26 protein-coding genes are annotated in these 24,494 nt (G+C 68.5%); 14 read left to right on the top strand and 12 right to left on the bottom strand.

Annotated features, from left to right (window positions below; genetic code table 11):
- Positions 1-4 precede the first annotated feature (4 nt).
- From leuD to A8M77_RS19690, 3 genes are all read right to left on the bottom strand, one after another.
- A complete protein-coding gene (gene leuD / locus A8M77_RS19700) occupies positions 5-607 on the bottom strand; it encodes a 3-isopropylmalate dehydratase small subunit (protein WP_086923201.1) in 603 nt (200 codons plus the stop codon).
- A gap of 11 nt (positions 608-618) precedes the next feature.
- Positions 619-2,043 carry a 3-isopropylmalate dehydratase large subunit gene (gene leuC, locus A8M77_RS19695; protein WP_086923200.1) on the bottom strand — a complete coding sequence of 475 codons (1,425 nt, stop codon included), beginning with the start codon at positions 2,041-2,043 and terminating at the stop codon, positions 619-621.
- Between the two features lie 108 nt (positions 2,044-2,151).
- Entirely contained in the window at positions 2,152-3,120 is a 969-nt protein-coding gene (locus tag A8M77_RS19690; protein ID WP_086923199.1) for a Bug family tripartite tricarboxylate transporter substrate binding protein, read from the bottom strand.
- Positions 3,121-3,235: 115 nt separating this feature from the next.
- Between A8M77_RS19690 and gcvA the strand changes: the two genes are divergently transcribed.
- From gcvA to A8M77_RS19675, 3 genes are all read left to right on the top strand, one after another.
- Positions 3,236-4,135 (top strand): transcriptional regulator GcvA, encoded by a 900-nt coding sequence (gene gcvA / locus A8M77_RS19685; protein ID WP_086923198.1) that lies wholly within the window; start codon positions 3,236-3,238, stop codon positions 4,133-4,135.
- Between the two features lie 128 nt (positions 4,136-4,263).
- On the top strand, positions 4,264-4,794 hold the full coding sequence (locus A8M77_RS19680) for a DUF421 domain-containing protein (RefSeq protein ID WP_086923197.1): 531 nt from the start codon (positions 4,264-4,266) through the stop codon (positions 4,792-4,794).
- 64 nt (positions 4,795-4,858) lie between these two features.
- A complete protein-coding gene (locus A8M77_RS19675; protein ID WP_238136890.1) occupies positions 4,859-5,395 on the top strand; it encodes an isochorismatase family cysteine hydrolase in 537 nt (178 codons plus the stop codon).
- A gap of 3 nt (positions 5,396-5,398) precedes the next feature.
- Here the strand turns inward: A8M77_RS19675 and A8M77_RS19670 are convergent, their stop codons facing one another.
- The 8 genes from A8M77_RS19670 to A8M77_RS19640 all read right to left on the bottom strand — a co-directional run bounded on the left by A8M77_RS19670 (position 5,399) and on the right by A8M77_RS19640 (position 11,936).
- Positions 5,399-6,475: an extracellular catalytic domain type 1 short-chain-length polyhydroxyalkanoate depolymerase gene (locus A8M77_RS19670; RefSeq protein WP_086923195.1), complete on the bottom strand. Its 1,077-nt coding sequence runs from the start codon at positions 6,473-6,475 to the stop codon at positions 5,399-5,401.
- Between the two features lie 8 nt (positions 6,476-6,483).
- Positions 6,484-6,912: a CopG family transcriptional regulator gene (locus A8M77_RS19665; protein ID WP_086923194.1), complete on the bottom strand. Its 429-nt coding sequence runs from the start codon at positions 6,910-6,912 to the stop codon at positions 6,484-6,486.
- 64 nt (positions 6,913-6,976) lie between these two features.
- A complete protein-coding gene (locus A8M77_RS36115; protein WP_158100953.1) occupies positions 6,977-7,138 on the bottom strand; it encodes a hypothetical protein in 162 nt (53 codons plus the stop codon).
- Between the two features lie 8 nt (positions 7,139-7,146).
- Positions 7,147-8,529, bottom strand: coding sequence for an MFS transporter (locus tag A8M77_RS19660; RefSeq protein WP_086923193.1), 1,383 nt, complete (start codon positions 8,527-8,529; stop codon positions 7,147-7,149).
- A 50-nt stretch (positions 8,530-8,579) separates the two neighbouring features.
- Entirely contained in the window at positions 8,580-9,845 is a 1,266-nt protein-coding gene (locus A8M77_RS19655) for an NAD(P)/FAD-dependent oxidoreductase (RefSeq protein WP_086923192.1), read from the bottom strand.
- 24 nt (positions 9,846-9,869) lie between these two features.
- Positions 9,870-10,187 carry a non-heme iron oxygenase ferredoxin subunit gene (locus A8M77_RS19650; RefSeq protein ID WP_086923191.1) on the bottom strand — a complete coding sequence of 106 codons (318 nt, stop codon included), beginning with the start codon at positions 10,185-10,187 and terminating at the stop codon, positions 9,870-9,872.
- 8 nt (positions 10,188-10,195) lie between these two features.
- Positions 10,196-10,666, bottom strand: a complete 471-nt coding sequence (locus A8M77_RS19645) for an aromatic-ring-hydroxylating dioxygenase subunit beta (RefSeq protein ID WP_086923190.1) — start codon at positions 10,664-10,666, stop codon at positions 10,196-10,198.
- A gap of 4 nt (positions 10,667-10,670) precedes the next feature.
- Complete coding sequence (locus A8M77_RS19640) at positions 10,671-11,936, bottom strand: aromatic ring-hydroxylating dioxygenase subunit alpha (protein ID WP_086923189.1); 1,266 nt, start codon at positions 11,934-11,936, stop codon at positions 10,671-10,673.
- Between the two features lie 130 nt (positions 11,937-12,066).
- On the opposite strand from A8M77_RS19640, the gene A8M77_RS19635 reads away from it, so the two are divergent.
- Positions 12,067-12,984 (top strand): LysR family transcriptional regulator, encoded by a 918-nt coding sequence (locus A8M77_RS19635; RefSeq protein WP_086923188.1) that lies wholly within the window; start codon positions 12,067-12,069, stop codon positions 12,982-12,984.
- Between the two features lie 87 nt (positions 12,985-13,071).
- Here A8M77_RS19635 and A8M77_RS19630 read toward each other — a convergent pair whose 3' ends face one another.
- Positions 13,072-14,049, bottom strand: coding sequence for a Bug family tripartite tricarboxylate transporter substrate binding protein (locus A8M77_RS19630; RefSeq protein ID WP_086923187.1), 978 nt, complete (start codon positions 14,047-14,049; stop codon positions 13,072-13,074).
- A 137-nt stretch (positions 14,050-14,186) separates the two neighbouring features.
- On the opposite strand from A8M77_RS19630, the gene A8M77_RS19625 reads away from it, so the two are divergent.
- The 10 genes from A8M77_RS19625 to A8M77_RS19580 all read left to right on the top strand — a co-directional run bounded on the left by A8M77_RS19625 (position 14,187) and on the right by A8M77_RS19580 (position 24,459).
- A complete protein-coding gene (locus A8M77_RS19625) occupies positions 14,187-14,759 on the top strand; it encodes a VOC family protein (protein ID WP_086923186.1) in 573 nt (190 codons plus the stop codon).
- Positions 14,752-16,248 carry a bifunctional 3-(3-hydroxy-phenyl)propionate/3-hydroxycinnamic acid hydroxylase MhpA gene (mhpA, locus tag A8M77_RS19620; protein ID WP_086923185.1) on the top strand — a complete coding sequence of 499 codons (1,497 nt, stop codon included), beginning with the start codon at positions 14,752-14,754 and terminating at the stop codon, positions 16,246-16,248. The genes A8M77_RS19625 and mhpA overlap by 8 nt, the downstream gene beginning before the upstream one ends.
- Positions 16,249-16,281: 33 nt before the next feature.
- A complete protein-coding gene (locus tag A8M77_RS19615) occupies positions 16,282-17,037 on the top strand; it encodes an IclR family transcriptional regulator (protein WP_238136889.1) in 756 nt (251 codons plus the stop codon).
- A gap of 58 nt (positions 17,038-17,095) precedes the next feature.
- Positions 17,096-17,947 (top strand): fumarylacetoacetate hydrolase family protein, encoded by an 852-nt coding sequence (locus tag A8M77_RS19610; protein WP_086923184.1) that lies wholly within the window; start codon positions 17,096-17,098, stop codon positions 17,945-17,947.
- 85 nt (positions 17,948-18,032) lie between these two features.
- Positions 18,033-19,028, top strand: a complete 996-nt coding sequence (locus tag A8M77_RS19605; protein WP_086923183.1) for an ABC transporter ATP-binding protein — start codon at positions 18,033-18,035, stop codon at positions 19,026-19,028.
- Positions 19,025-19,849: an ABC transporter permease gene (locus A8M77_RS19600; protein ID WP_086923182.1), complete on the top strand. Its 825-nt coding sequence runs from the start codon at positions 19,025-19,027 to the stop codon at positions 19,847-19,849. The genes A8M77_RS19605 and A8M77_RS19600 overlap by 4 nt, the downstream gene beginning before the upstream one ends.
- A gap of 4 nt (positions 19,850-19,853) precedes the next feature.
- Positions 19,854-20,657: an ABC transporter permease gene (locus tag A8M77_RS19595; RefSeq protein ID WP_086923181.1), complete on the top strand. Its 804-nt coding sequence runs from the start codon at positions 19,854-19,856 to the stop codon at positions 20,655-20,657.
- Positions 20,658-20,875: 218 nt separating this feature from the next.
- A complete protein-coding gene (locus A8M77_RS19590) occupies positions 20,876-21,799 on the top strand; it encodes a MurR/RpiR family transcriptional regulator (protein ID WP_238136888.1) in 924 nt (307 codons plus the stop codon).
- A 144-nt stretch (positions 21,800-21,943) separates the two neighbouring features.
- Positions 21,944-22,159, top strand: coding sequence for a hypothetical protein (locus A8M77_RS19585; protein ID WP_086923180.1), 216 nt, complete (start codon positions 21,944-21,946; stop codon positions 22,157-22,159).
- 41 nt (positions 22,160-22,200) lie between these two features.
- Positions 22,201-24,459, top strand: a complete 2,259-nt coding sequence (locus tag A8M77_RS19580) for a phosphocholine-specific phospholipase C (RefSeq protein WP_086923179.1) — start codon at positions 22,201-22,203, stop codon at positions 24,457-24,459.
- The last annotated feature ends 35 nt before the right edge of the window (positions 24,460-24,494 follow it).

Genomic DNA, 24,494 nt, shown 5'->3' with positions numbered 1-24,494 from the left:
TCTTTCAGGGGAGGGAAAGGCCGGCGCGCTCGCGCTCGTAGGCCTCGATGCGCGCCGACTGGCGCAGGGTGTAGTCGAGCTCGTCCAGCCCTTCGAGCAGGCAATGGCGCGCGAAGGCATCGATCTCGAAGCGGGCCGTGCTGGCGTCGGGCACCGTCACGGTCTGCGCGGCGAGGTCGATGCACAGGCGCGTGCCTGGAAAGCGCTGCAGGGTGTCGAGCAGCCTGTCGACCAGCGGCTCCGCCAATCGCACGGGCAGCAGCCCGTTCTTCAGCGCGTTGGAGAAGAAGATGTCCCCGAAGCTCGGCGCGATCACCGCGCGGAAGCCGCCATCGGCGAGCGCCCACACGGCATGCTCGCGCGAGGAGCCGCAGCCGAAGTTGCGCCCCGCCACCAGGATGCGTGCATCGGCATACGCGGCATCGTTGATCGGAAAGTCCGGCCGCCGCAGGCCCTGCGCGTCATGCCGCACGTCGCGGAAAAGAAAGGCGCCGAAGTCCGCCGAGCGCGGCTTCTGCAGGTAGAGCGCCGGCACGATCTGGTCGGTGTCGACGTTGATGCGCGGCAGCGGCGCGGCCACGGCATCGAGCAGGGTGAAGGCTTCCATGGTCGAGGTCCTCAGGCCGGCATCAGTTCGCGCACGTCGGTGAGGTGCCCGGTCACGGCGGCGGCCGCGGCCATGGCCGGGCTCATGAGATGGGTGCGCGCGCCCGGGCCCTGGCGACCGACGAAGTTGCGGTTGGAAGTGGAGGCGCAGCGCTGGCCCGGCGCGACCTGGTCACCGTTGGTGCCCAGGCACATGGAGCAGCCGGCATGGCGCCACTGGAAGCCGGCCTCGCGGAAGACGGCGTCCAGCCCCTCCGCCTCGGCCTGCTGCTTGACCAGGCCGGAGCCGGGCACGACCCAGGCCTCCACGCCCGCGGCCACGCGGCGCCCGCGCGCCACCGCGGCGGCGCTGCGCAGGTCCTCGATGCGGCCGTTGGTGCAGGAGCCGATGAAGACGCGCTGCACCGCGACATCCGACAGCGGCTGGCCGGGCGCCAGGCCCATGTAGGCGAGCGCGCCCCGCATGGCCCCGGCCTTCTCCGGGTCCGCCGCGTCGGCCGGATCGGGTACGCGGCCGGAGATAGGCAGCACGTCCTCGGGGCTGGTGCCCCAGGTCACCATGGGCGCGATGTCGTTCGCATGCAGCCGCACCTCGCGATCGAAGACGGCACCGGCATCGCCGGGCAGCGCGCGCCAGCGCGCGAGGGCGCGCTCCCAGTCGGCTCCACGCGGGGCGTGCGGGCGGCCGGCCAGCCAGGCGAAGGTGGTGTCGTCCGGCGCGATCATGCCGGCACGCGCACCGGCCTCGATGGACATGTTGCACACCGTCATGCGCGCCTCCATCGACAGCGCGCGGATCGCCTTGCCGGCGTACTCGATGGCGTGACCCGTCGCGCCGGCCGCGCCGATGCGGCCGATCACGGCCAGGATCAGGTCCTTCGCGCCGACGCCGGCCCCGAGCCGGCCGTCGACCGTCAGCCGCAGCGTGCGCGGCTTGCGCTGCCACAGCGTCTGGGTGGCGAGCACGTGCGCCACTTCCGAGGCGCCGATGCCGAAGGCCAGCGCGCCGAGCGCGCCGTGCGTGGAGGTGTGGCTGTCGCCGCAGACGATCAACATGCCCGGCAGCGACAGGCCCTGCTCCGGCCCGACCACGTGCACGATGCCCTGGCGCTCGTCGTCCAGGCCGAAGAAGCGGATGCCGGCGGCGGCGCTGTCGTCCTGCAGGGCCTGTGCCATTGCGCGCTTCTCGGGGTCGGCGATGTGGCCGAGGTCCCGCGAGCCGGTGGGCACGTAGTGGTCCGGCGTGGCGAAGGCCAGGTCCGGGCGGCGCACCGGCAGGCCGCGCGCGCGCAGCATCTGGAAGGCGGGCGCCGAGCCGTCCTGCACCAGGTGGCGGTCGACGTAGAGCAGGCTCTGGCCGTCGTCGCGCTGCATCACGACGTGCTGCGCCCAGATCTTGTCGAACAGGGTGCGGGGTGTTTGAGCGACGGGTGTCATGGGGTGCGTTTCTCGGGGAACACCGCGGAACCGGCTTTGCCGGGCCGCTGGTGTTGCCCCCTGGAAGGGGGTTGGCGAAAGCGACACGTAGTGCGCGAAGCCTGGGGGTTAGTCCAGTTTTGCACCCGAAGCTTTGACGATGGATTCGTAGCGCTTGATTTCCGACACGATGAACTGCCCGAACTCCTCCGGCGTGCCGCCGCCGATCTCGGCGCCGAACTCGGCCATGCGGCGCTTGAGGTCGGCCGACTGCAGCACCTCGTTGGCCTGCGCGTTCAGCTTGTCGATGATGGGCCGCGGCGTGCCGGCCGGCGCCATCAGCCCGTACCAGGAGGAGGCGTAGACGCCGGGGAGGCCCACTTCGTCGAAGGTGGGCACGTCGGGCAGCGCGGGATTGCGCTTCCTGGAGGCCACTGCCAGCGCGCGCATCCGGCCGCTGGCGACGAAGGGCAGGCAGGTGGTGGTGTCCAGCATCAGCGAGATGTGGCCCGCCGCCAGGTCGGCCTCGGCCGGCGCGGTGCCCTTGTACGGCACGTGCACGATGTCGATCTTCGCGGCCGACATGAACTGCACCGCCGCCAGGTGCTGCGAGGAGCCGACGCCGCCCGATCCGTAGTTGAGCTTGCCCGGGTTGGCCTTCGCCGCGTCGATCACGTCCTTGACCGACTTGAAGGGCGAGGAGCCCGGCACCACCAGGATGTTGGGCACCGCCGAGACGTACACGATGGGCGCGAAGTCCTTGACGGGATCGAAGCCGAGCTTGGTGTAAAGGTGGAGGTTGACCGCGTTCGGGCTGATCGAGCCCATCAGCAGGTTGTAGCCGTCGGGCTTGACGCGCGCCGCCAGCTCGGTGCCGATGTTGCCGCCCGCGCCGCCGCGGTTGTCGATGACGATGGGCTGGCCCAGCTTCTGCGCCAGCGGCTCGGAGATCATGCGTGCCGTGGTGTCGACGCCGCCGCCCGCGGGCCAGGGGACCATGAGCTTGATCGGCTGGCTGGGATAGCCCGGCTCCGCTGCCGCGGCACCCGCCAGCGCGATCAGCACGGCGCTCAGGCAGGCATGCACTTTCTTCATCATGGGCTCGTCTCCTGTGCTTGTAGTGGGGACGATGCTAAGTACGGGCTGCTTGTGCGGCAATCACAATTAGGGCATGCATCCCATGAGCAAAGCTCATGTCTGAAAGTCCTCTGCCATGGCCCGTCGCCTGCCTCCCCTGAACGCGCTGCGTGCCTTCGAGGCCGCGGCCCGCCTGGGCAACTTCACGCGCGCGGCCGAGGAGCTGTGCGTCACCCAGGGCGCGGTGAGCCGCCACGTCGCCACGCTGGAGGGCTGGCTGCGGCTGCCGCTGTTCGAGCGGGCGCGGCACGGCATCCGGCTCACCGCCGCCGGGCAGGCCTACTTCGACACCGCGCGCGCGGCGCTGGACCAGATCGACTACGGCACGCGCCAGCTGCAGGCCGGCCCGGACGAGCGCCGGCTGCGCATCAAGCTGCCGCCCACCTTCGCGATCCGCTGGCTGGTGCCGCGGCTGGCGCGCTTCCATGCGCTGCACCCGCGCATCGACGTGCAGATCACCACCTCGCACGAGCGGGCCGACTTCGCGCGCGAGGAGGTGGACGTCAGCATCCATTCCGAGCCGACACCCCCCGCGGGCCCCGGCTTGCGGCGCCTGTTCGGCGAGACGCTGGTGCCGGTGTGCGCGCCAGGCCTGCTGGCGAACGGACCCGCGCTGACCCGGCCCGCGGACTTGGCGCATCACGTGCTCCTGTGCTCGATGAACCGCCCCAAGGACTGGCCTACCTGGCTGGCCGCCGCCGGCGCGCCGCAGATCGACGGCAACGGCGGCCTGAAATTCGAGAACGCGGCGCTGGCCTACCAGGCGGCGGCCGACCAGCTGGGCGTGATGGTGGCGCTCGACGCCTTCGTGCGCGAAGACCTGGCCGCCGGCCGGTTGGTGGCGCCCTTCGCGCTGCGCATTCCGACGATGGGCGCCTACTACCTGGCCTGGCGCGACCAGCAGCCCTTGCCCGAACGGGTGCGCGCCTTCGATGAATGGATCGCGGAGGAGGCGCAGGCGATGGAACGGGCCTGATCCTTCCCGACGGCAAACCATCACAAACGCCGGGCACGCCGGACTACAGCCCTTTTCCTTGGCTAGCGCATACTGGGCAGGTTGTGGACCGGCGAGAGACCGGCGAGAGCCAAGGGCTCATTGAATTCATGGACGACCTGCTGAAAGTCTTTGCCCGCGAGTACCCCGTCTGGCAAATGGTGCTGCGGGGGACGGTGGTCTACTGGTTCTTGTTGCTCGTCTTTCGATTCGTCCTGCGCCGCGACATCGGTTCGATGGGCGTGGCCGATCTGCTCTTCGTCGTGCTCGTGGCGGACGCATCCAGCAACGCGATGCAAGGCGAGTACAAGTCGATCAACGACGGGCTGGTGCTGCTCGGCACGCTGATCGCATGGAACTTCGCGCTGGACTGGCTGAGCTTCCGCGTCGAGGCGGTCTCGCGCCTGCTGGAGCCCACGCCCGTCGTCCTCGTCAGGCACGGCCGGCTCAACCACAGGGCGCTGCGCCGCGAGATGATTTCGACGGACGAACTGATGGGAAAGCTGCGCGAGCAGGGTGTCGAGCGGCTCGAGGAAATCCGGGTCGCACGCCTCGAGAGCGATGGGCAGCTGAGCGTGCTCAAGAGAAGCGGCGCGCCCGCGAAGCCGCCCACCCCCGACGATGGGCCGCCCGGCAGCTAAGCGCGCGGGTGCCAACGCACCCCCAGGGCGGCTGGCCGCCGAGCGGGCCAGCGGCCGGACCGCGATGCTGATCGTCGACATGATCAGCTTCTGGGACTTCGTGGACGCCGACAAGCTGCTGCCCGGCGCCGCTGCGATCGCTCCCCGCATCGCGAGGCTGAAGGCGCGGGCCCGCAAGGCGGGCGTGCCGGTCATCTATGCCAACGACAACGCCGGCCGATGGCGCTCCGACTTTCGCGCCCTGGTGAAGCAAGCCCTGGAGACGGAAGGCCCCGGCGCCGACGTAGCGCTGCAGCTCATGCCCGAGGAGGACGACTTCTTCGTGCTCAAGCCCAAGCAGTCCGCCTTTTTCGGCACTCCACTCGAACTGCTGCTCGATCATCTCGAGGCAGACCGCCTGGTGCTCACGGGCGTCGCGAGCGACCAGTGCATTCTGGTGACGGCGGCAGAGGCCGTGATGCGCGACCTGCAGGTCGTCACGCCGGCGGATTGCGTGGCCTCGCAGACGCGCGAGCGGAATCGATTGGTGCTGCGGCAGCTGGAAGACGTCCACGACATTCCGACCACGATGTCCTCCCGCCTGCGGCTGGGAGCGCGCTAGCGATCAATGGGTCGCGGTGCGGGGATGCTCGAAGAAGAAGCGCAGCATCTCGGCCGTGGCGTCGGGCCCCCGGGGATCGGTGTAGGAGCCCTTGGCGCTGCCGCCCGACCACGCATGGGGGCCACCATGGACCACCCAGTGTTCCGCCAGAACCCTGCCGTCCTGCGCGCGGTGGACCTTGCGCGTGGTATGGCGGCTGCCTGGCGCCGTGACCCGCTCGACTTCCGCGGCGCCCCCGGCGCCGGTGCTCGCCGCGACCACCTGCTCCCCGTTGCTCGCGTGCACGGTCGAGTCCGCATCGCCATGGAAGACGATGGTCGGCACGCCGCTCGCGGAACTCTGACGGGGGGCACCGCCACCTTGCATCGCCATCAGGGCCGCCGGAAGGTCGACGGCCGCGCCGGCCGCCAACCCGGAGTGGACCCCGATCGCCGCATACAGGTCCGGATAGGCCTCGCCCAGGATGGCCGCCATGGCACCACCCGCCGACAGCCCCGCCACGTAGACACGCCGGGGGTCGATCGCATGGCGCGCCATCACGTCCCGCGTCATGCCGGCCAGGAGCGCCGGCTCGCCGCGACCGCGCTTCTGGTGGCTGTGCTTGAACCAGTTCCAGCAACCCTGCGGATTGGCCTGCCGCGATTGGGCGGGGTACAGCACGAAGAAGCCTTGCGCCAGGGCCGCCTCGTTCATGGCGGTGCCGGCGGCGAAGTCGTCCGGGCCTTGAGTGCACCCGTGGAGCATCACCACCAGGGGCAGCGCGGCCTGGCCGGCCTGCGGGGGCACGAACAGCTTGTAGTCGCGACGGCCGGCCCCGGCATCCGCAAAGCTGCCGGTGATGAAGGTGCCGGCGGCATCGGCCTCGCGCGGCGGCACCGCCACGCCTTCTTCGGAGGTCGGCGCGTACGGCGGCAGCACGCGCGCCTCCACGTCGATCACGTCGTCCGGCTGCCCGGCCTGGGTCGGCACCTGCGTGGCACCGCGGAGCGCGGCCTGGATCGCCGCTGTGGCCGCGTGCAGATCGCCCGAGCGGGTGAGCTGCGATGCCTGCAGCATGAGTTGCTTGAAGTCGGGGTTCATGGGGTCTTTCAAGGAGGGCGGATACGCCCGGCGAGCGCCGTTTTGACGGCTGGGCTTGCATGCAGGGCGCCCAGCAAGGTGATGGATTCGATGGTGGCCAGCGCAAGCTCCGGGCCAACCTCGGGTGCGATCACCGCGAGGCCGAGCACCCGGATCTGCAGGACCTGCCCGGCCGCCTGGACGGCGCGCAGTTCCTCCGCGCTGAAGTGCTGAATGCCCAGCACCAGCTGCTTGCGTGCGACGACCTGGCGCACCACGTCGACCTGCGACGCCAGTTGGTTGCGGATGGCGGTGCGGATGAGGTCGGTGCGATTGGCATAGAAGCCCTCCTGCACCAGCAGGTCGATCTGGCCGAGATCCACGCAACCGAGGTTGATCGTGATCTTTTCGTCCGAGGGCTTGGCGGCTGCGGCCAGGGTGCTGCTTTTGCGGGGCATGGGCCATCCTACCATCTATATGGATGGTATATGGATGGTTTATGGATGGTCTATGGATGATTTTTCAGGCGAGCACGTCGACGCTCCGCAGGATCCACGGCAACTGGTAGGCGAGGTTCGCCACCGCCAGCCCCACGTGGAAGCGCCGGTTCGCTGTCCAGGCGTAGCCATGGACCAGCTTGTGCGCGTCTTCCTGCGCCACGCGAAAGCCCGCCTCGCCAATCACGGCGCAGATCAGGCTTTGGTGGGTAAGGTGCGTGCGGCCGACGCGCTCGTTTCCAAGGTCGTGGCCAGCCGCGCCGCGCGCTGCACCGACGCGGACTTGCGGTGGTCGATCAGCAGCACGGCCAACATGCCGATGGCGCCGGGTATGGCAATGGCGAAGAAGTTCTGTTGCAGCGGCAGTTTCAGGCTGACCAGCACGCCGATCACAATGGGCGCCAGGATCGCGCCGCCGCGGCCGATGCCCAGCGCAAAGCCCAGGCCGGTGGAGCGGATCGCCATCGGGTAGAACTGACCGGTGTAGGCGTTGGCCACGATCTGCGTGCCGATGGTCGAGGCGCCGGCCAGCCCCACCACAACGAACAGGAGTTCCTGCGGCATGGCAAACCCCAGCAGGCTGATGGACACCGCAGCCAGCGCGTACATGGACGCCAGCACGGTCTTGATATGGAAGCGGTCGGCCAGCCAACCGCCACCGACTGCACCGACGATCGCGCCGACGTTGAGCACCAGCACGAAAGTCAGCGCCGAGCCCAGGCTGTAGCCGGCGGCAGCCATCAGCTTGGTCAGCCAGGAACTGAGTGCGTAGACCATGAACAGGCACATGAAGAATGCGGTCCAGAACATGATGGTGCTGAAGCCACGGCCCTCGGCGAACAATTGCCGTGTGGGAGCGCCGTGGGCCTTGTCCCGTGCAGGCACCGTGAACTGGTCGCTGTCCTTCGGTTGGTAGCTCGGATCGACCCGCGCAGCGATGCGCTTGAGTTCCTCGTGACGGCCTTTGGCCAGCAAGAAGGGCATGGATTCGGGCAGTGACCTCAGGATGAAGGGGATCAGCAGCACGGGCGCGGCCGCCGCGAAGAACACCGACTGCCAGCCATAGCTCTCGATCAACCCTTTGCCAAGCAGTGCCGCCAGAATGCCGCCCACCGCGTAACCGCTGAACATCAACGTGACCAACGTGGCGCGCACCTTTTTGGGCGCGTACTCGGTCATGTGGGCAACCACATTGGGCATGACGCCGCCGATGCCCAGGCCGGCCAGGAAGCGCGAGGCGGCAAACAGCAGGGGGTCGCGGGTGAGCCCGGCCGCTGCCGTGAACACGCTGAACAAGGTGATGCACAAGACGATGGACCAGCGCCGGCCGATGCGGTCTGCCAAGGTGCCCAGGAAGATGGCGCCGAACGCCATGCCGAACAGGGCCGAGCTGACCATGAACCCCGCTTGCGCCGGGTCCACGCCCAGGTCTTTCATGATGGAGGGCAGCGCGATGCCCACGACGGCCAGGTCGTAGCCATCGAAGATGATGATCAGGGCGCACCAGAACAGCACGAGGCCGTGAAAGCGGTTGAAGCGGGCATCGTCCGCAAGTTGGTGGACATCGATGTGGCGCATGGTGTTTGTCTCTTTGGGGTTCTTGAAAGGGGGCTGCCGTCAGCGCCTGGTCACAGCTTCGACATCGGCGTGGCCAGGTCGGCCAGACGCCCGGCATCGACGGGTTTGCGCTGCTCGATGAGCCGGCGGGCAAAGCGCAGGTCGCGCGCTGCGTTGTGACCGATGGCGGCCTGCACCAAATCGCCACCCATGTAGAAGAGCAAAAAGCTGCCACTGGCCTCGTCGCCACGCCGCACCACGCGGTGCGCGGCGGTCGGGATGCCGTAGATCTGGAGGTTCATGCCGAACTGGTCGGACCAGAACCAGGGCAGCGGCTGGTAGTCCACCGTGTGGCCGAGGGCCGAGCGCGCCGCGGCGATGCCCTGCTCCTGCGCGTTTTGCCACGACTCCAGCCGCAGCCGGCGGCCGGCCCAGGGGTTGGGGGCCACGGCGACGTCGCCCGCGGCCAGGATGTCGGGGTCCGAGGTGCGGCACTGGGCATCGACGAGCACGCCGCCCTCGCAGGCCAGGTCCGCCTGGCGCGCCAGTTCGTCGTTGGGCACCAGGCCGATGCCCAGCACGATGGTGTCGCAACGCAGCGCGCTGCCGTCGGCGAGCAGGACATCCGAGCGGCCGTCCGCGGCCGGCGCGAAGCCGCTGACACCGGCCCCCAGCAGCACGCGGGTCCCTTGCGCGCGGTGCAGGGTGAGCAGGAGTTCCGAGATCTCGGCCGGCACGGTCCGTTCGCACAAGCGACTCTGGGTTTCCACGACGACCACCTCTGCGCCCTGCTGGCGCGCCGTGGCGGCCACCTCCAGGCCGATCCAGCCTCCGCCTACCACCACCACGCTGCGGCCAGACCCCAGCGCCGGTGCCAGCGCCTGTGCGTCTTCGATCGTGCGCAGGGTATGCAACGGCACCTGGTCGACGCCAGGCAGCGCGAGCCTCCGGGCGCGCCCCCCGGTGCACAGGATCAGCTTGTCGTAGGCCAACGCATCGCCATCGGCCAGCAGCACCTGCCTGGTGGCGCGGTCGATGCGGTGCACCTTGGCACCGGGTCGCCAGTCCAGGCCCAGGGCCTCGAAGGCCTCGGGCTTCATCAAGCGGGTGGTCTCGGGCAGCGCCGCGCCGGACAACACAGCCTTGGACAATGGCGGTCGCTCGTGCGGCGGGTGCGGTTCATCACCGATCAACACCAGCCGGCCCGTGAAACCCTCGGTGCGCAGGGTCTGCGCCGCCCAGCCGCCGGCCTGGCCGGCGCCGACGATCACGATGCTCTGGATCGGGCTGGCATCCGCGCATGCGGCGGCCGCGACCTCCGGTCGCTCAGCAGTCATGGGGTTCTCCTTGGGAGCGTTGCGTCAGTCGAGGGCCAGCCAGACGCGGCCGCCTTCGATCTTGACCGGGTAGGACCGGATCGCTTCGGTCACGGGTGCGCAGGTGGGCTGTCCATTGCGGACGTCGAACTTGCCCTGGTGCAACGGGCACTCGATCTCATGCCCTTCGAGAAAGCCTTCGCACAGCCGCGCGTGCCCATGCGTGCAGATGTTGTCGGTGGCGAAGATTTCCCCCTCCACGCTGTACAAGGCGAGATCCTTTCCGCCGACGATCATGCCGATGACATCGTCGGCGGGCACGTCGTCGACGGGTGCGGCGTCGGTCCAGTTCAACACGGTCATGGCGGGCCTCAGAGCGGATAGATGATGGAGTTGGGGATCATCTCGCTGTCGTAGATGACTTGGCGCGAAGAGAACTTGAGGCCCGCTTCGGTGCGAACGATGACATCGATGTAGCGGCCCACGTTGAACACCGTCGACAGCTCGGAGAGCTTGGTGCGGAACACTGCGTAGTTGGCCTCGCACTCGAAGCGATCGGACTCGGCCTTCTTGACGACGGGCGCGCCCACCACGTGACGCTGGTAGTACGGGTCGTGGAACAGTGTCTCGCGAATGCCGTAGACGCGGTCCCTGAGCATGCCCTTGCTCTCGAAGGAGAGGGTGGCCAACGGAAAGCCCCGTTCGAAATTCTCGCGCGGCTGCAGGCGATAAGTGCAGTCGTCGGTGAAGAACTCCGGCCACTTTTCCCAATCGCCCGAGCTGACGGCGCTGGCGTAGTTGGCGTAGAGCTGACTCAGTTCGAAGTAGTCCTGGAAGTCCATGATCTCAAGCCTCCATGACCTTGCGCCAGTATTCGTACATGCCACGTATCAGCGTCTCGGTCACCATGTGATCGGTGTCGCCGACTTCGCGCCCGCCGAGCTCGGCCAGCGTGCGGTGGAAAGGTTTCTGCTCGAAGCCCTTTTGCGACAGCTCGATGACCTCGCCATCGTCGGCCGAGACGAAGCCCGCGGGACCGAACAGGTTCGCCTGGCGCAGGCGCCGCTGCGTCATCTCCTCGCTATCGTCCTCGAAGCCGAAATGGGTCCAGACGAAATCGAAGGCGCCAGGGCCGCTCGGCTGGATGTGCCGCGTGGAGACACTGTTGACTTGCTGCTGGAAGATCACGCTCGGGAACAGCGTCATCATCACCGCCGTCGGGCCTTCCCACCAGGGCTCGGGCACGATGTCCAGGAAGCGGCCGTCGTTGAGCTGCATGCTCTCCTTGAAGCTCGACACCTGCGTCACCTGCTCGGCCTTGCCGCTGGTGCCGCGCGTCGAGATCATGGCAGCGTGCCGGTGGTGATCGTCCATCTTCAGCTGCGACTTGTTGTCGGCGCGCCAGAGGCCGAAGGTGACGAACCAGGTGTGCAGCAGGCCGGGGTGGTACGGGTCCTTGATGTTCTCCTGCATCAGCTTCCAGTTGCCTGGAATGCGCTGGCGGTTGTAGCCGAGGATCTTGAGCTTGCGGCCGTTGAAGAGGCGATCGAAGTAGCCCAGGATCGCCGGGCCCATGAAGTCCTCGAGCGATTCGACATCGGGATCGAACGACGCAAAGACCACACCGCCTCGCGTGGCGACCTTGAGCTTGTTCAGGCCATGCTCCGCGGGCTTGAAGTCTGGCGGCATGCCTCCGTTGATCTTGCCGTCCTGCTTGACGCCACGGCGGAACGGTACGCCTTGCAGGTCGCCGCCGAGCGAATAGTTCCATTGGTGATAGGGGCAGGTGAAGCCTTCGGCCTTCTTGTTGCCGTGCCGCTCGCGGCAGAACTGCATGCCGCGATGGGCGCACACGTTCTCGACAACGTTGATCGCGCCTTCGGCATCGCGAATCATGATCACCGATCTTTCGCCGACCACCGTGCGCTTGAAGTCGCCAGCTTCGGGAATCTCGGCCTCCAGACCAACGTAGCACCAATGGCTCTTGTAGAACAGGCGCTCGAGCTCGCGCCGGTGTTGCTCGGCCTCGGTGTAGGCCATGAAGGGTATGCGGCTCGTACCCTTGTCTTCCCAGTGGATCTTCTGGGGAAAGACGGATGCTGTGTCGTCCATCGCTTTGTCTCCTGTGCCGTGTCATCGCAGGACCGGCGTTGTGGGGTGAACGAATGATCCTCGTTGCGGGTTCATCGTTCAATAGAATATGAGTGATAGACAGCATTGATTTCGCGAATGTGAGGACGCGATGGAACTCAATGAGATCGACCTCAACCTGCTGGTTGTGTTCCAACAATTGCTGATTGACCGCCGCGTCTCGAAAGTGGCGACCAGCCTTGGGCTGTCGCAGCCCGGGGTGAGCAACGCGCTGGCGCGCCTTCGCAAGCTCACCGACGACCCCTTGTTCCTGCGAACGCCGAAGGGCATGGAGCCGACGCCTTTCGCGCAGCAACTCGCCGAGCCGACGGCGCGTGCCCTTCAGGTCATTCATGCAGCGATCAATCAGCGTGTCTCCTTCGACCCGGCCACGTCGAAGCGCGCATTCACCGTGGGCATGACCGACATCGGCGAGATCTATTTCCTGCCCAGGCTGATGAAGGAACTGGCGCACGTTGCGCCAGGTGTTTCGCTCAGCACGGTACGCAACACCTCGGTCAACCTGCAGGACGCGATGGAAGCAGGCCACGTCAATCTGGCGATCGGCCTGCTGCCGCAACTGAAGGCGGGCTACTTCCAGCGTCGGCTTTTCAGGCAACGATACGTTTGCATGTTCCGACGCGGGCATCCGCTCGACAAACGCAGGATTTCCCTTGACGAGTTTTCAGCCGCCGAGCACGTCATGGTGATCTCCGAGGGCACCGGCCACGGCCAGGCCGATGAACTCCTTCGGCGTCAGGCGGTTGCGCGCAAGATCGTCCTGACCGTACCGCACTACGTCGCAGTTGGCCACATCCTGCATGACTCCGACCTGGTGGCCACCGTCCCGGAACGCCTCGCACAAGCGTTGGTGACACCTTTCGGGTTGTCGTACGTGCACCACCCCGCGAAGCTTCCCGAGATCACGATCAATCTGTTTTGGCACGAACGCTACAACAAGGATCCTGCGAATGTCTGGCTGCGGGCCCTGATCATCCAACTGCACGGAGAGAGCGCCGGCAAGGTGTAGCCGGCCACCACCCATCACCCAGACCGCCAGCTGGGCCTTCGACCGACCGGCCGAATCACACCAGGCCCGATCCTTGGCCGCCGCCCCTCAGTCAAGCTTGACCTTCGCCTGCCGGATCACCTTGCCCCACATCGCGCGGTCGGTCTCGATGAAGGCGCTGAACTCGGCCGGCGAATTGCAGCGCAGTTCGCCGCCGTAGGAGCGCCACTTCTCCGCCAGGACCTTCGACTCGCAGGCCTTCTTCATCGCGGCGCTGAGCTTGTCGAGGATGGGCTGCGGCGTGCCCGCGGGCGCGAGCAGGCCCTGCCAGGCGATGGGCGCGTACTCGGGCAGGCCGGCCTCGGCGAAGGTGGGCACCTCCGGGAAGCTGGGATGGCGCGACTTGCCGGTGATGGCCAGCAACTTGAGCTTGCCAGCGCGGATGTTGCCGGCCGCGGCCGGCAGGCCGTCGAACATGAGCTGCACCTGGCCGGCGATCAGGTCGGTGTAGGGGCTGTTGCTGTTGTAGGGGACCAGGTTGGTCTTGACGCCCGCGGCCTCGTTGAACCACACGCCCGACAGATGCGAATAGCTGCCGATGCCGGCGGTGGCGACGGTGACCGAATCCGGCTTCGCCTTGAGCTCGGCGATGAGGGCGCGCGCGTCCTTCGCGGGCAGCGAGGGTGTGGCGATCAGCCCGGTGTTGAGCACCCCCATCAGGCTGATGGGCGCGAAGTCGCGCTCGGCGTTGAAGGGCAGCTTCGCGTAGAGGTGTGGCACCACCGACAGCGAGCTGGTGGTGCCGATGTAGAGCGAGTAGCCGTCGGCCGGCGCCTTGGCCGCGGCCTCGGTGCCGATGATGTTCGAGGCCCCCGGGCGGTTCTCGACAAAGAAGGACTGGCCCAGCACCTGGGTGAGCTCGGCCGCGATCTCGCGGGCGTTGGCGTCCGGGCCGCTGCCGGCGGGGAAGGGGGCAATGATCCTCACGGGCCTGGCGGGATAGTCCTGGGCCTGGGCGGCGGCCGTGGCGAGGGCCAGGGCGCCCAGGGCCAGCAGCGGGCGCAGGCGCGCGAATGCTTGCTTCATCGATGTCTCCTTGGGTGATGGGGGCGGGCGCATCGTACGAAAACAATGTGTGTTTGTCAAAATACGATAATCTGCTTGTTTTTTTACATCGCAATTGCCACAATCAGTCATCTGTTATCGACTGGAGACATTGAGCAATGAACACATTGCCCCAAGAAGCCCCGCCGTCGCTGCGCCTGCAGTTCAGCCACTTCGGCTTCCACGTACGCGATCTGCCGCGAATGGCGCGCTTCTACAAGGAGGCCCTTCGCTTCACGCAGACCGATGCCGGCGAGCTGGGCGCGGTTCAGCTCGTGTTCCTCAGCCGCGACCCGGCGGAGCACCACCAGATCGTGCTGGCCTCGGGGCGGCCGGAAACGCTGGCCTTCAACCCGATCAACCAGATCTCGTTTCGCGTGCCGGACATCGCGACGCTGCGGCGCTTCCATGTACGCCTGGTCGAGCACGGCGCGCAGGACGTGCAGCCGGTCACGCACGGCAACGCGATCTCGATCTACTGCCGCGACCCGGAGGGCAATCGGCTTGAGCTCTTCGTCGACACGCCCTGGTACTGCGAGCAGCCGCTGCGCGAGCCGATCGACTTCTCGCTGTCCGATGCGCAGATCCTCGCGCGGGCCGAGGCCATCGCGAAGCGCCTGCCGAAGTTCATGAGCCGCGCCGAATGGCAGGCCGGCGTGGCCCGGCGCATGGAGGAGGACCAGCGTGGATGAGAACCGGGTCTTCGACGTGGCGATCGCCGGCCTCGGCCCCACGGGGGCAACGCTGGCCAACCTGCTGGGCCTGGCCGGGCTCTCGGTGCTCGTGATCGAGAAGGAAGCCGGCGTCTACCCGCTGCCGCGCGCGATCCATTTCGACGGTGAGGTGCTGCGCGTGTTCCAGTCCATCGGCCTGCGCGAGGCGGTGCTCGCGCGCGCCCGGCCCGGCACGCAGGGCATGCATTTCGTCAATGCCGCCGGCGAGACGATGCTGATCCGCGGCGGCACTGCGGCCCTGGGGCCGCACGGCTGCGCGAACAACTACTACTTCCACCAGCCGGAGCTCGAAGGCCTGCTGCGCGAGGGGCTGGCGCGCTTTCCGGGCGTGGAGGTCCGGCTGCGCCATGCGCTGACCGGCATCGAACAGGATGGCGATGCGGTCACGCTCACCGTGCAGGCGCTGGACGAAGGCTGCGAGCGGCACTTCAAGGCCCGCTACCTCGTGGGCGCCGACGGCGCACGCTCCCCGGTGCGCGCGCACATGGGCAGCGCCCTGCACGACCTCGGCCTGCGCCAGCCCTGGCTGGTGTCCGACGTGCTGCTGAAGCGCCCGGCGGACCTGCCCGCCCACACCGTGCAGCACTGCGACCCGGCCCGGCCCATGACCTACTGCAACGTGACCGGCGCGCGCCGGCGCTGGGAGATCATGGTGCTGCCGGACGACGATCGCGAGGCGCTGCTCGCGCCGCAGAACCTGTGGCGCATGGTCGGGCGCTGGGTCACGCCAGAGGACGCGACGCTGGAGCGCGCCGCCATCTACACCTTCCACTCGGTGATCGCCGAGGGCTGGCGCCGAGGCCGGCTGCTGCTGGCCGGCGATGCCTGCCACCAGACCCCGCCCTTCCTGGGCCAGGGCATGTGCGCCGGCATCCGCGATGCCGCCAACCTCGCGTGGAAGCTGGAGGCGGTGCTGCGCGGCCGCGCGCCCGGGACGCTGCTCGACACCTACGAGAGCGAGCGGGCGCCGCACGTGCGCGCGCTGATCGAGCTCGCGGTGCGCCTGGGCAACATCATCCAGACCACCGACCCGGCGCTGGCCGCCGAGCGCGACGCGAAGTTCCGCGCCGGCGAGCCCGAGGTCTTCGAACTGCCGCCGCAGGCGCTGGGCGCCGGCGCCTTCGACACGCAAGGCGGCGCGCCGGCCGGCCGGCCCTTCCCGCAGCCGCGCCTGGCCGACGGCCGCCTGCTGGACGAGCTGCTGGGCCGCCGCGTGGCCGTCATCGGCCGCCACGGCACCATCGCCGGCGCCTCGCCCGCCACGCACGAACGCTGGGAGCGTGCCGGCGCGATCGTGATCGACCGGCCCGAGCCCTGCATCGCCGACTGGCTGGATGCGCACGGGGCCGACGCGGTCGTGCTGCGCCCCGACCGATATATCGTCGGGGTCGCGCGCACGGCCGATGAACTCGAACGCATCTCGCAATGGGTCCCTGCCGCGCCATGAACGACGACGAACGACCGACCCCGAGGACATCGCGTGAGCGAAGAAAAATCCAACTCCAGCCTGGAACGCATGCTCGCCGTGCTCGACCTGTTCGACGACCAGCACCTGGCACGCACGGCCGAGGACATCGCGGCGGCGCTGGAGGTCTCGCTGCCCACCGGCTACCGCTACGTGCGCACCCTGCTGGAGGCCGGCCTGCTGCAGCGCGTGGAGAACTCGCAGTACGCGCTGGGGCCGCGCATCATCCTGCTGGACCACTACATCCGCCGCGCCGACCCGGTGCTGCGCGAGGGCATCCCGGTGATGCGCGAGCTGGTCGAGCAGACCGGCTTCGACTGCGTGACCTCGGGCCTGTTCGGTATGCAGGTGCTCGACACCCACCGCGAGATGGGCAGCCGGCCCGCCACGCTGGCCTACGGCCGCGGCCGCCCCCGGCCGCTGTTCCAGGGCGGCGCGCCCAAGGTGCTGCTCGCGAGCTTCACGCCGGTGCAACTGCGCAAGGTCTTCGAGGCCCGGCGCGAGGAGGCGGTGCGCGCGGGCCTGCCGGGCGAGTGGAGCGACTTCCGCAAGTACTACGCCGCCATCCGGCGCACGGGCCATTACCTCTCGAAGGGCGAGCTGGAGCCGCAGTTGACCGCGGTGGCCGCGCCCATCCTCAAGGGCGACGGCAGCGCCTGGGCCGCTCTGTCGCTGGTGCTGGAGACCTCGCGGCTCGCGGTGGTCGACACGGCCAAGCTGGTCCGGCTGGTGACCGAGGGCGCGGCGCGCATCGGGGCCCGGCTGAACTGAGCGGCGCGGGGCTTCCTTCCTTCTTCTCTTTCTTCTTCCACACGGATTCGACTTCATCATGAAACTCATCAGCTACCGCTACCAGGACCAGGACAGCTACGGCGCCGTCCTGGCCGGCGACCGCGTGGCCGACCTGCGCGGCGTGTTCGGCACGCGCGCCCCCGACCTCAAGACACTGATCGCCGGCGACATGCTGGCCGAGGCCGCGCGCGCCGCGGCCGGCGCGAAGGAAACGCTCGCGCTGGCCGAGGTGCAACTGCTGCCGGTGATCCCCAACCCGGGCAAGATCGTCTGCGTGGGCCTGAACTATGGTGAGCACGTGCGCGAGACAGGCCGCACCATCACCGAGCAGCCGACCCTGTTCCTGCGCGTGGCCGAGTCGCAGCTCGCGCACGGCGAGGACATCGTGCTGCCGCCGGAATCGAGCAAGCTCGACTACGAGGGCGAGATCGCGATCGTGATCGGCCAGGGCGGCCGCCGCATCGCCGAGGCCGATGCCTGGCAGCACATCGCCGGCTACGCCTGCTACAACGACGCCACCCTGCGCGACTGGCAGAGCGCCACGCCGCAGTGGACCGCCGGCAAGAACTTCTGGCGCACCGGCGGCTTCGGCCCCTGGCTGGTGACCCGCGACGAGATCGCCGACGACCAGGTCATGACCCTGGTCACGCGCCTCAACGGCGAAGAGATGCAGCGCACCACCACCGACAAGCTGATCCACGGCATCCCGCGCCAGATCGCGCACATCTCCGCCTTCACGCCGCTTTCGCCCGGCGACGTGATCGTGACCGGGACGCCGGGCGGCGTGGGCGCCAAGCGCCAGCCGCCGGTGTGGATGAAGGCAGGGGACGTGGTGGAAGTGGAGGTGGATGCGATCGGGGTGTTGCGCAACGGCATTCGGGCCGAATAGGACCCGGGGCCTGCGGGCGCCGCGAAGGCGCCCCTAGAATCCGTGCCCCCGCCCGCCCTCGCAAGGGACAGTGCGGCCGCACGCCATGCCCCACATCCACGTCGAAGACCTCGTCAAGACCTATCGCGTCTCCGAACGCGCCCCGGGGTGGCTGGGCGCCCTGCGCGGCCTGCTGCAGCGCCGGTCGCGCACCGTCGAGGCGCTGTCGGGCGTGTCCTTCGCGCTGGAGCGCGGCGAACTGCTGGGCTTCATCGGGCCGAACGGAGCCGGCAAGTCCACCACCATCAAGATCCTCGCGGGCATCCTGCGCGCCGACGGGGGCAGGGTGGAGGTCGACGGGCGCGATCCCTTCGTGGATCGCGAGCGGCACGTCGGCCGCATCGGCGTCGTGTTCGGCCAGCGCACGCAGCTGTGGTGGGACCTCCCGGTCGGCGAGGGCTTCGACCTGCTGCGCGACATCTACCGGGTCGACCCCGCGCGCTACCGCCGCACGCGCGACGAGCTGGTCGCGCTGCTGCGGCTGGACGCGGTGCTCGGGCAGCCGGTGCGGCAGCTCTCGCTGGGGCAGCGCATGCGCGCCGAGATCGCGGCGGCGCTTCTGCACGAGCCGGAGATCCTGTTCCTCGACGAACCCACCATCGGACTCGATGCGCCTTCCAAGCTCGCGGTGCGCGAGTTCGTGCTGCGCGCCAACCGCGAGCGCGGCACGACGGTCCTCCTGACCACGCACGACATGCACGACATCGAGGCCCTGGCCCATCGGGTGATCGTGATCGGCCATGGCCGCGTGCTGGCCGACTGCCCGGTCGACGCGCTGCGCGCGCAGGTGCTCGCGCAGCGGCGGCTGGTCGTCGATTTCGGGCACGACGCGCCCGACGCGCCGGTGCTGCCGGGCGTCAGCGTGCACGCGCGCGAAGGGCGCACGCTGGTCCTCGGCTTCGACCCCGCGCAGATCGCGGCGCCTGCGCTGATCGCACGCCTCGCGGCCGAGCACGCGGTGGAGGACATCCGGCTGGAGGGGCTGTCGATCGAGGAGGTCATCGCCCGCTTCTATGCGATGCACGGGGCGGCCGAATCATGAATGCGCTGCGCCCCTACGCCGCCGCCTTCACTTCGCGCTTCCTGCAGATGCTGCAGTACCGCGCCGCGGCGCTCGCGGGCTTCGCCACGCAATGCTGGTGGGGCGGCATCAAGGTGATGGTGCTGGCGGCCTTCTATGCCGGCGCGCCCGACACGGTGCCGATGCCGCTGGCCGACGCCATCACCTACACCTGGCTGGCGCAGGGCCTGCTCGCGCTGCTGCCCTGGACCGGCGACCCCGAGGTGGCGCAGTCGGTGCGCACCGGCGCGGTGGCCTACGACCGCCTGCGCCCCGTCGACGCCTACGCGCTGTGGTACGTGCGCACCACCGGCTGGATCGCCGCGCGCGTGCTGCCGCGCGTGACGCTCATGCTGGCCTTCGCCGCGCTGGCGCTGCCGCTGCTGGGCTGGCGCGAATGGGCCTGGCAGCCGCCAGCCGGCGTGGCCGCCACGCTGGCCTTCGCGGTCTCGGCGCTGCTGGCCCTGCTGCTGTCGGCCGCGCTGGTCATGCTGCTCAACGTCGCGACCATGGCTGCCCTCAACGATCGCGGCGTCAACGCGCTGGCGCTGCCGCTGGTGATCGTGCTCTCGGGCAACCTGCTGCCGCTGGCCCTGATGCCGCCGTCGTGGCAGACGCTGCTGCTGGTGCAGCCGCTGGCGGGCCTGCTCGACATTCCGGCGCGCCTGTACTTCGGGCAGTTCGCCGGGTGGCAGGCGCTCGGCGCGCTGGGCCTGCAGGCGGCATGGCTCGTGGTGCTGGTCGGCGCGGGCCGCGCAGCGATGGGGCGCACGCTGCGGCGACTGGAAGTGCAGGGCGGCTGAGACCATGGGTACGCTGCCGCTGTTCATGCGCCTCGTGGCGGCCTCGCTCGGCGGCCAGCTGCGCTACCCGGCCTCGGCGCTGATGCTGACGCTGGGGCAACTGCTGGCCACCGGTGTCGAGGTCGTGGCGATCTGGGCGCTGTTCGACCGCTTCGGCAGCGTCCAGGGCTGGCAGCTCGGCGAGGTGGCACTCTTCTACGGCCTGGTGAACATCATGTTCGCCATCGCCGACGCACTGGGCCGCGGCTTCGACGTGCTGGGCACGGAGTTCCTGCGCACCGGCACCTTCGACCGGCTGCTGCTGCGTCCGCGCCCGCTGACCCTGCAGCTCATGGCCCACGACGTCCGCATCAGCCGCCTCGGCCGGCTGTTGCAGGGCGCGACCGTGCTGGCTTATGCCGGTGCAGCGACGGGCCTCGCCTGGACACCCGGCAGCGTGGCGCTGCTGCTGTGGGCCATCGCCGGCGGCGTCGCCCTGTTCCTGGGCATCCTGGTGCTGCAGGGCACGCTGTCCTTCTGGACCGTCGAAAGCCTGGAGATCGCGCACGTGTTCACCTACGGCGGCGTGGAGGCGGCGCAGTTCCCGCTGGCGCTGTACGCGCGCTGGTTCCGGCGCCTGCTGACCTTCGTGGTGCCGCTGGCCTGCGTGACCTACTACCCGGGGCTGGCCATCCTGGGCCGCCCCGATCCGCTCGGCGCGCCGGCGTGGTGGGGCTGGGTGTCGCCGCTGGCGGGCTTCGTGTTCCTGGCGCTGTCGTTCGTGGCGTGGAAGGCGGGCGTGCGGCGCTATGCGTCCACCGGCAGCTAGCCCATCCCCGGATCCGAACCGCCCGCGGGCGCAGTGGGGCGGGCGATGGAAGTCGGAAGGCCGATGGTGGCCGAGCGCTTCGAGGAGGCGGGCGCTGGGGGTGGTCCGCAGCTTCTGCCAGGACCTGGCGCGGGCCGAGGTCGAGGCCGGGCGCTGAAGAACCGGTGGGTACCTGGCCACGGAAGTGAGGGCGCCAGGGCCAAGTAAGCTCAGCGCCCATGAAGCAGCACAGCCCCAGGACGAAGTCCCGCAAGAACGCGCCAGGTTCTGCCGGGACCACCGCGGCGCCGGCCCCCCAGATGTTTGCGGTGCTGGCCCGTATCGAGACTGTGTGGCCCTCGCTCGGCCCGGTGGGCCAGCGCATTGCCGCCTTCATCGTCAGCAACCCGCAGGAAGTGGTCCACATGTCGGTGAGCGAAGTGGCGGAGCGCACCGGTTCCAGCGAGGGCAGCATCGTCGGCTTTTGCAAGAACCTCGGCGCCACCGGCTTCCAGCAGATCAAGATCGCGCTGGCCCAGGAAACCGTGCAGCCGGTGCAGTTCATCCACGAAGACCTGGAGCCGAGCGACGACGTCGACCTCGCCATCCGCAAGATCTTCCAGAGCAACGTCCAGACCCTGCACGACACCCAGGCCGCGCTGGACGTCCGGGCCATGCAGAAGGCGGTCGACCTGCTCAGGAAGGCTCGGCGCATCGAAATCTATGGCATCGGAAGCGCGGCCACCATTGCCGAGGATGCCCACTACCGCATGCTGCGCATCGGGCTCGACGTCAAGGTGGCGGTCGATTCGCACGTGCAGGCCATCAGCGCCTCGCTCACCGGACCTGGCGTGGTCACGCTCACCATCTCGCACTCGGGCAGCACGCACGAGACCGTGACCGCCACGCGCCTGGCGAAGGAGGCAGGGGCGTCCACCATCTGCATCACCAATTTCGGCAAGTCGCCGATCCAGGCCTTCTGCGACGTGCTGCTGTTCACGATGGCGCGCGAGACCAACTTTCGCACCGAGGCGATGACCAGCCGACTGGCGCAGCTCGCCATCATCGACGTGCTGATCGCCTGCCTCGCGCTCAGCGACTACGAGAAATCGGTCAAGACACTCCGGCAGACCTTCGACGTGCTGTCGCTCAAGCGGTACTGAACTTCATTGAACTCTGCTCAGTGCTTTGTTCTGATTCTTTGAGCATCATTCATTTTCCTGTCACCTGGGTTTCCTAAGCTCATCGGGGCTGGGGCGGGTCGCCGATCGCGCCCCTTCGATACCTCTCCCAGAAGGAACCCCACGATGCAACCTGTCTTCCTCGTCCGCGGCCTCGGCGCGGCCGCTCTTTTGCTGAGCCTTGCCGCGTGCGGCGGTGGCGACTCGGGCTTCGACGCCGGCGCCTTGGGCGCAACGGCGACCGGCAACCAGGCGCCGGCCGCGCAGAAGCCCGCCGGCGCGACGACCGGCGCTTCGACGGCGGATGAATCCTCCTCTTCGCCCACGCGCTGGGCGCCCTGACCCATCGCCCTCCTCGCCCTCCACATCTTCGAGTTGCAGCCATGACCACGAACCATCCCCCACGACGCGACTTCCTTCGCAAGACCGCCGGCGCCCTGGGCGCCGCGTCCGCCCTCACCGTGCTGCCGCCGTCGATCCGCCGCGCACTGGCAGTCGAAGCGCACGTCAAGACCCGCAGCATCAAGGACGTGCAGCACATCGTCATCCTGATGCAGGAAAACCGCAGCTTCGACCACTACTTCGGCACCATGCGCGGCGTGCGCGGCTTCGGCGACCGCTTCCCGATCCCGCTGGCGAGCGGCAAGCCGGTGTATTTCCAACCCAACCCCAGCGGCGGCGTGGAGATCCAGCCCTTTCGCCGCAATTCCAAGATCGGGAGGGCATTGATCGGATCCGGCACGCCGCACAACTTCCCCGACCAGCAAGCCGCGTGGAACCAGGGGAAGATGGATCGCTGGATCCAGTTCAAGAACCAGGCGACGATGGGCTACTTCCTGCGCGAGGACATTCCGTTCCAGTTCGCGCTGGCCGATGCCTTCACGATCTGCGACGGCTATCACTGCTCCGTCCTCACCGGCACCGACCCGAACCGCATCGTGTTCTGGTCGGGCTCGAACTTCAACCCGGAACTGCGCAAGCAGGGCATCAACAGCACGCACGCCGATGGCGAGCCCGTCAACTCGCGCTGCTGGCCCAGCCCGTCCAACTGGGTCGCGGGCCGGGCGCAGCAGGCGGACGGGTCGGGCCAGGTCGACCCCGGATCGGGTGCCTACAACTACAAATACGTCAACACCGCCTTCAAATGGGACACCTTGCCGGATGTCCTGCAGAAGGCAGGCATCAGCTGGCACATCTACCAGAACATGAACAACAACTGGACGGGCGCCATGCACGGCTGCCTGGCCTTCCAGAGTTTCCGCACAGCGCAGCCGGGATCGCCGATCTATGAGCACGGCCTGACGGGCGGCCCCGCGGCGGCGGACGGCGCCGTCAATTTCCTCGCCCAGCTCAGGCAGGACGTGATGAACGACACCCTGCCGCAGGTGTCGTGGGTGCTGCCCACGCAGGCCCTGGCCGAGCATCCCGGCAGCAGCGAAGGCACGGCCGGCGCCGCCGACTTCATCTCGGACGTGCTGGACGCGCTGACGTCCAATCCGAAAGTCTGGAGCAAGACGGTCCTTTTCGTGACCTTCGACGAGAACGACGGCTTCTTCGACCATCTGGCGATGCCGGCGGTGCCGTCGTACGACGCCAATGGCAACCTGATGGGCAAGTCCACCGTGGCGCTGGACGGCGAGTACTTCGACGCCTCCGTGGGCAACTACCTGAGCGCCGGCGACACCACCAGCGGCAAGATCCGCCCGTGGGGCCTGAGCTCGCGCGTGCCGATGTACGTGATCTCGCCGTGGAGCAAAGGCGGCTGGGTGGATTCGCAGGTGTTCGACCACACCTCCGTGGCCCAGTTCCTGGAGAAGCGCTTCGGCATCACGGTGGACGCCATCAGCCCGTGGCATCGCGCGGTCTGCGGCGACCTCACCTCCTGCTTCGACTTCGTCCACCCGAACGACCCGATCGTCCCCGCACTGCCCGACACGAGCAACTTCCCCGCGATCAATGCGGCGCAGAGGCTGCTGCCCACGGCCCCCATCACGACCGCGCCCGCCACGCCACAGCCGCTGTTCCAGGAGACCGGCGTGCGCCCGTCGCGTGCACTCCCCTACGAGCTGCACACCAGCGCGCGGGTGGAAGGGCGCGGCATGCTGTCGCTGACGTTTGCCAACAGCGGCAAGCAGGGCGCCGTCTTCCACGTCTACGACAAGCTGCACCTGGACCGCATCCCGCGCCGCTACACGGTGGAGGCCGGCAAGACACTGAGCGACACCTGGAACACGGGCCTCTCCGACAGCGGCAAGTACGAGCTCTGGGTCTACGGTCCCAACGGCTTCGTGCGCACCTTCAAGGGCGATGCCCTGTTCCACGACACCGCGGGATTCCAGCCCGAGATCCAGGTCGGCTACCAGCCCCACAGCGGCGACCTCTATCTGAGGGTGCGCAACAGCGGCAAGGAGACCGGCAGCGTGACGGTCACGTCCAACGCCTACCGCGACGATGGCCCGTGGACGATGAAGAAGATCAAGCCGGGCGACACCGACACGCAGCACTGGAACCTCAAGAAGAGCGGCGACTGGTACGACTTCACGGTCACGGCGCAGAACTTCGAGCGACGCTTCGCCGGCCGTGTCGAAACCGGCAAGGATGGCGTGAGCGATCCCGCCATGGCGCTGCACCTGGCGGCCTGAGCCGTCGTATCGGAGGATGGCCCCGCGCCGCACGG

The organism is Variovorax sp. JS1663, from assembly GCF_002157355.1.
In the GTDB taxonomy this organism is placed as follows: Bacteria; Pseudomonadota; Gammaproteobacteria; order Burkholderiales; family Burkholderiaceae_C; genus Variovorax.
The sequence above is the reverse complement of the archived record's forward strand: the minus strand, read 5'-3'. Positions and strand labels throughout refer to the sequence as shown.

Excerpts from the sequence above, each read along its gene's own strand:
- leuD (WP_086923201.1), bottom strand. The coding sequence starts at position 607 with ATGGAAGCCTTCACCCTGCTCGATGCCGTGGCCGCGCCGCTGCCGCGC.
- leuC (WP_086923200.1), bottom strand. The coding sequence starts at position 2,043 with ATGACACCCGTCGCTCAAACACCCCGCACCCTGTTCGACAAGATCTGG.
- A8M77_RS19690 (WP_086923199.1), bottom strand. The coding sequence starts at position 3,120 with ATGATGAAGAAAGTGCATGCCTGCCTGAGCGCCGTGCTGATCGCGCTG.
- gcvA (WP_086923198.1), top strand. The coding sequence starts at position 3,236 with ATGGCCCGTCGCCTGCCTCCCCTGAACGCGCTGCGTGCCTTCGAGGCC.
- A8M77_RS19680 (WP_086923197.1), top strand. The coding sequence starts at position 4,264 with ATGGACGACCTGCTGAAAGTCTTTGCCCGCGAGTACCCCGTCTGGCAA.
- A8M77_RS19675 (WP_238136890.1), top strand. The coding sequence starts at position 4,859 with ATGCTGATCGTCGACATGATCAGCTTCTGGGACTTCGTGGACGCCGAC.
- A8M77_RS19670 (WP_086923195.1), bottom strand. The coding sequence starts at position 6,475 with ATGAACCCCGACTTCAAGCAACTCATGCTGCAGGCATCGCAGCTCACC.
- A8M77_RS19665 (WP_086923194.1), bottom strand. The coding sequence starts at position 6,912 with ATGCCCCGCAAAAGCAGCACCCTGGCCGCAGCCGCCAAGCCCTCGGAC.
- A8M77_RS19660 (WP_086923193.1), bottom strand. The coding sequence starts at position 8,529 with ATGCGCCACATCGATGTCCACCAACTTGCGGACGATGCCCGCTTCAAC.
- A8M77_RS19655 (WP_086923192.1), bottom strand. The coding sequence starts at position 9,845 with ATGACTGCTGAGCGACCGGAGGTCGCGGCCGCCGCATGCGCGGATGCC.
- A8M77_RS19650 (WP_086923191.1), bottom strand. The coding sequence starts at position 10,187 with ATGACCGTGTTGAACTGGACCGACGCCGCACCCGTCGACGACGTGCCC.
- A8M77_RS19645 (WP_086923190.1), bottom strand. The coding sequence starts at position 10,666 with ATGGACTTCCAGGACTACTTCGAACTGAGTCAGCTCTACGCCAACTAC.
- A8M77_RS19640 (WP_086923189.1), bottom strand. The coding sequence starts at position 11,936 with ATGGACGACACAGCATCCGTCTTTCCCCAGAAGATCCACTGGGAAGAC.
- A8M77_RS19635 (WP_086923188.1), top strand. The coding sequence starts at position 12,067 with ATGGAACTCAATGAGATCGACCTCAACCTGCTGGTTGTGTTCCAACAA.
- A8M77_RS19630 (WP_086923187.1), bottom strand. The coding sequence starts at position 14,049 with ATGAAGCAAGCATTCGCGCGCCTGCGCCCGCTGCTGGCCCTGGGCGCC.
- A8M77_RS19625 (WP_086923186.1), top strand. The coding sequence starts at position 14,187 with ATGAACACATTGCCCCAAGAAGCCCCGCCGTCGCTGCGCCTGCAGTTC.
- A8M77_RS19610 (WP_086923184.1), top strand. The coding sequence starts at position 17,096 with ATGAAACTCATCAGCTACCGCTACCAGGACCAGGACAGCTACGGCGCC.
- A8M77_RS19605 (WP_086923183.1), top strand. The coding sequence starts at position 18,033 with ATGCCCCACATCCACGTCGAAGACCTCGTCAAGACCTATCGCGTCTCC.
- A8M77_RS19600 (WP_086923182.1), top strand. The coding sequence starts at position 19,025 with ATGAATGCGCTGCGCCCCTACGCCGCCGCCTTCACTTCGCGCTTCCTG.
- A8M77_RS19595 (WP_086923181.1), top strand. The coding sequence starts at position 19,854 with ATGGGTACGCTGCCGCTGTTCATGCGCCTCGTGGCGGCCTCGCTCGGC.
- A8M77_RS19590 (WP_238136888.1), top strand. The coding sequence starts at position 20,876 with ATGAAGCAGCACAGCCCCAGGACGAAGTCCCGCAAGAACGCGCCAGGT.
- A8M77_RS19585 (WP_086923180.1), top strand. The coding sequence starts at position 21,944 with ATGCAACCTGTCTTCCTCGTCCGCGGCCTCGGCGCGGCCGCTCTTTTG.
- A8M77_RS19580 (WP_086923179.1), top strand. The coding sequence starts at position 22,201 with ATGACCACGAACCATCCCCCACGACGCGACTTCCTTCGCAAGACCGCC.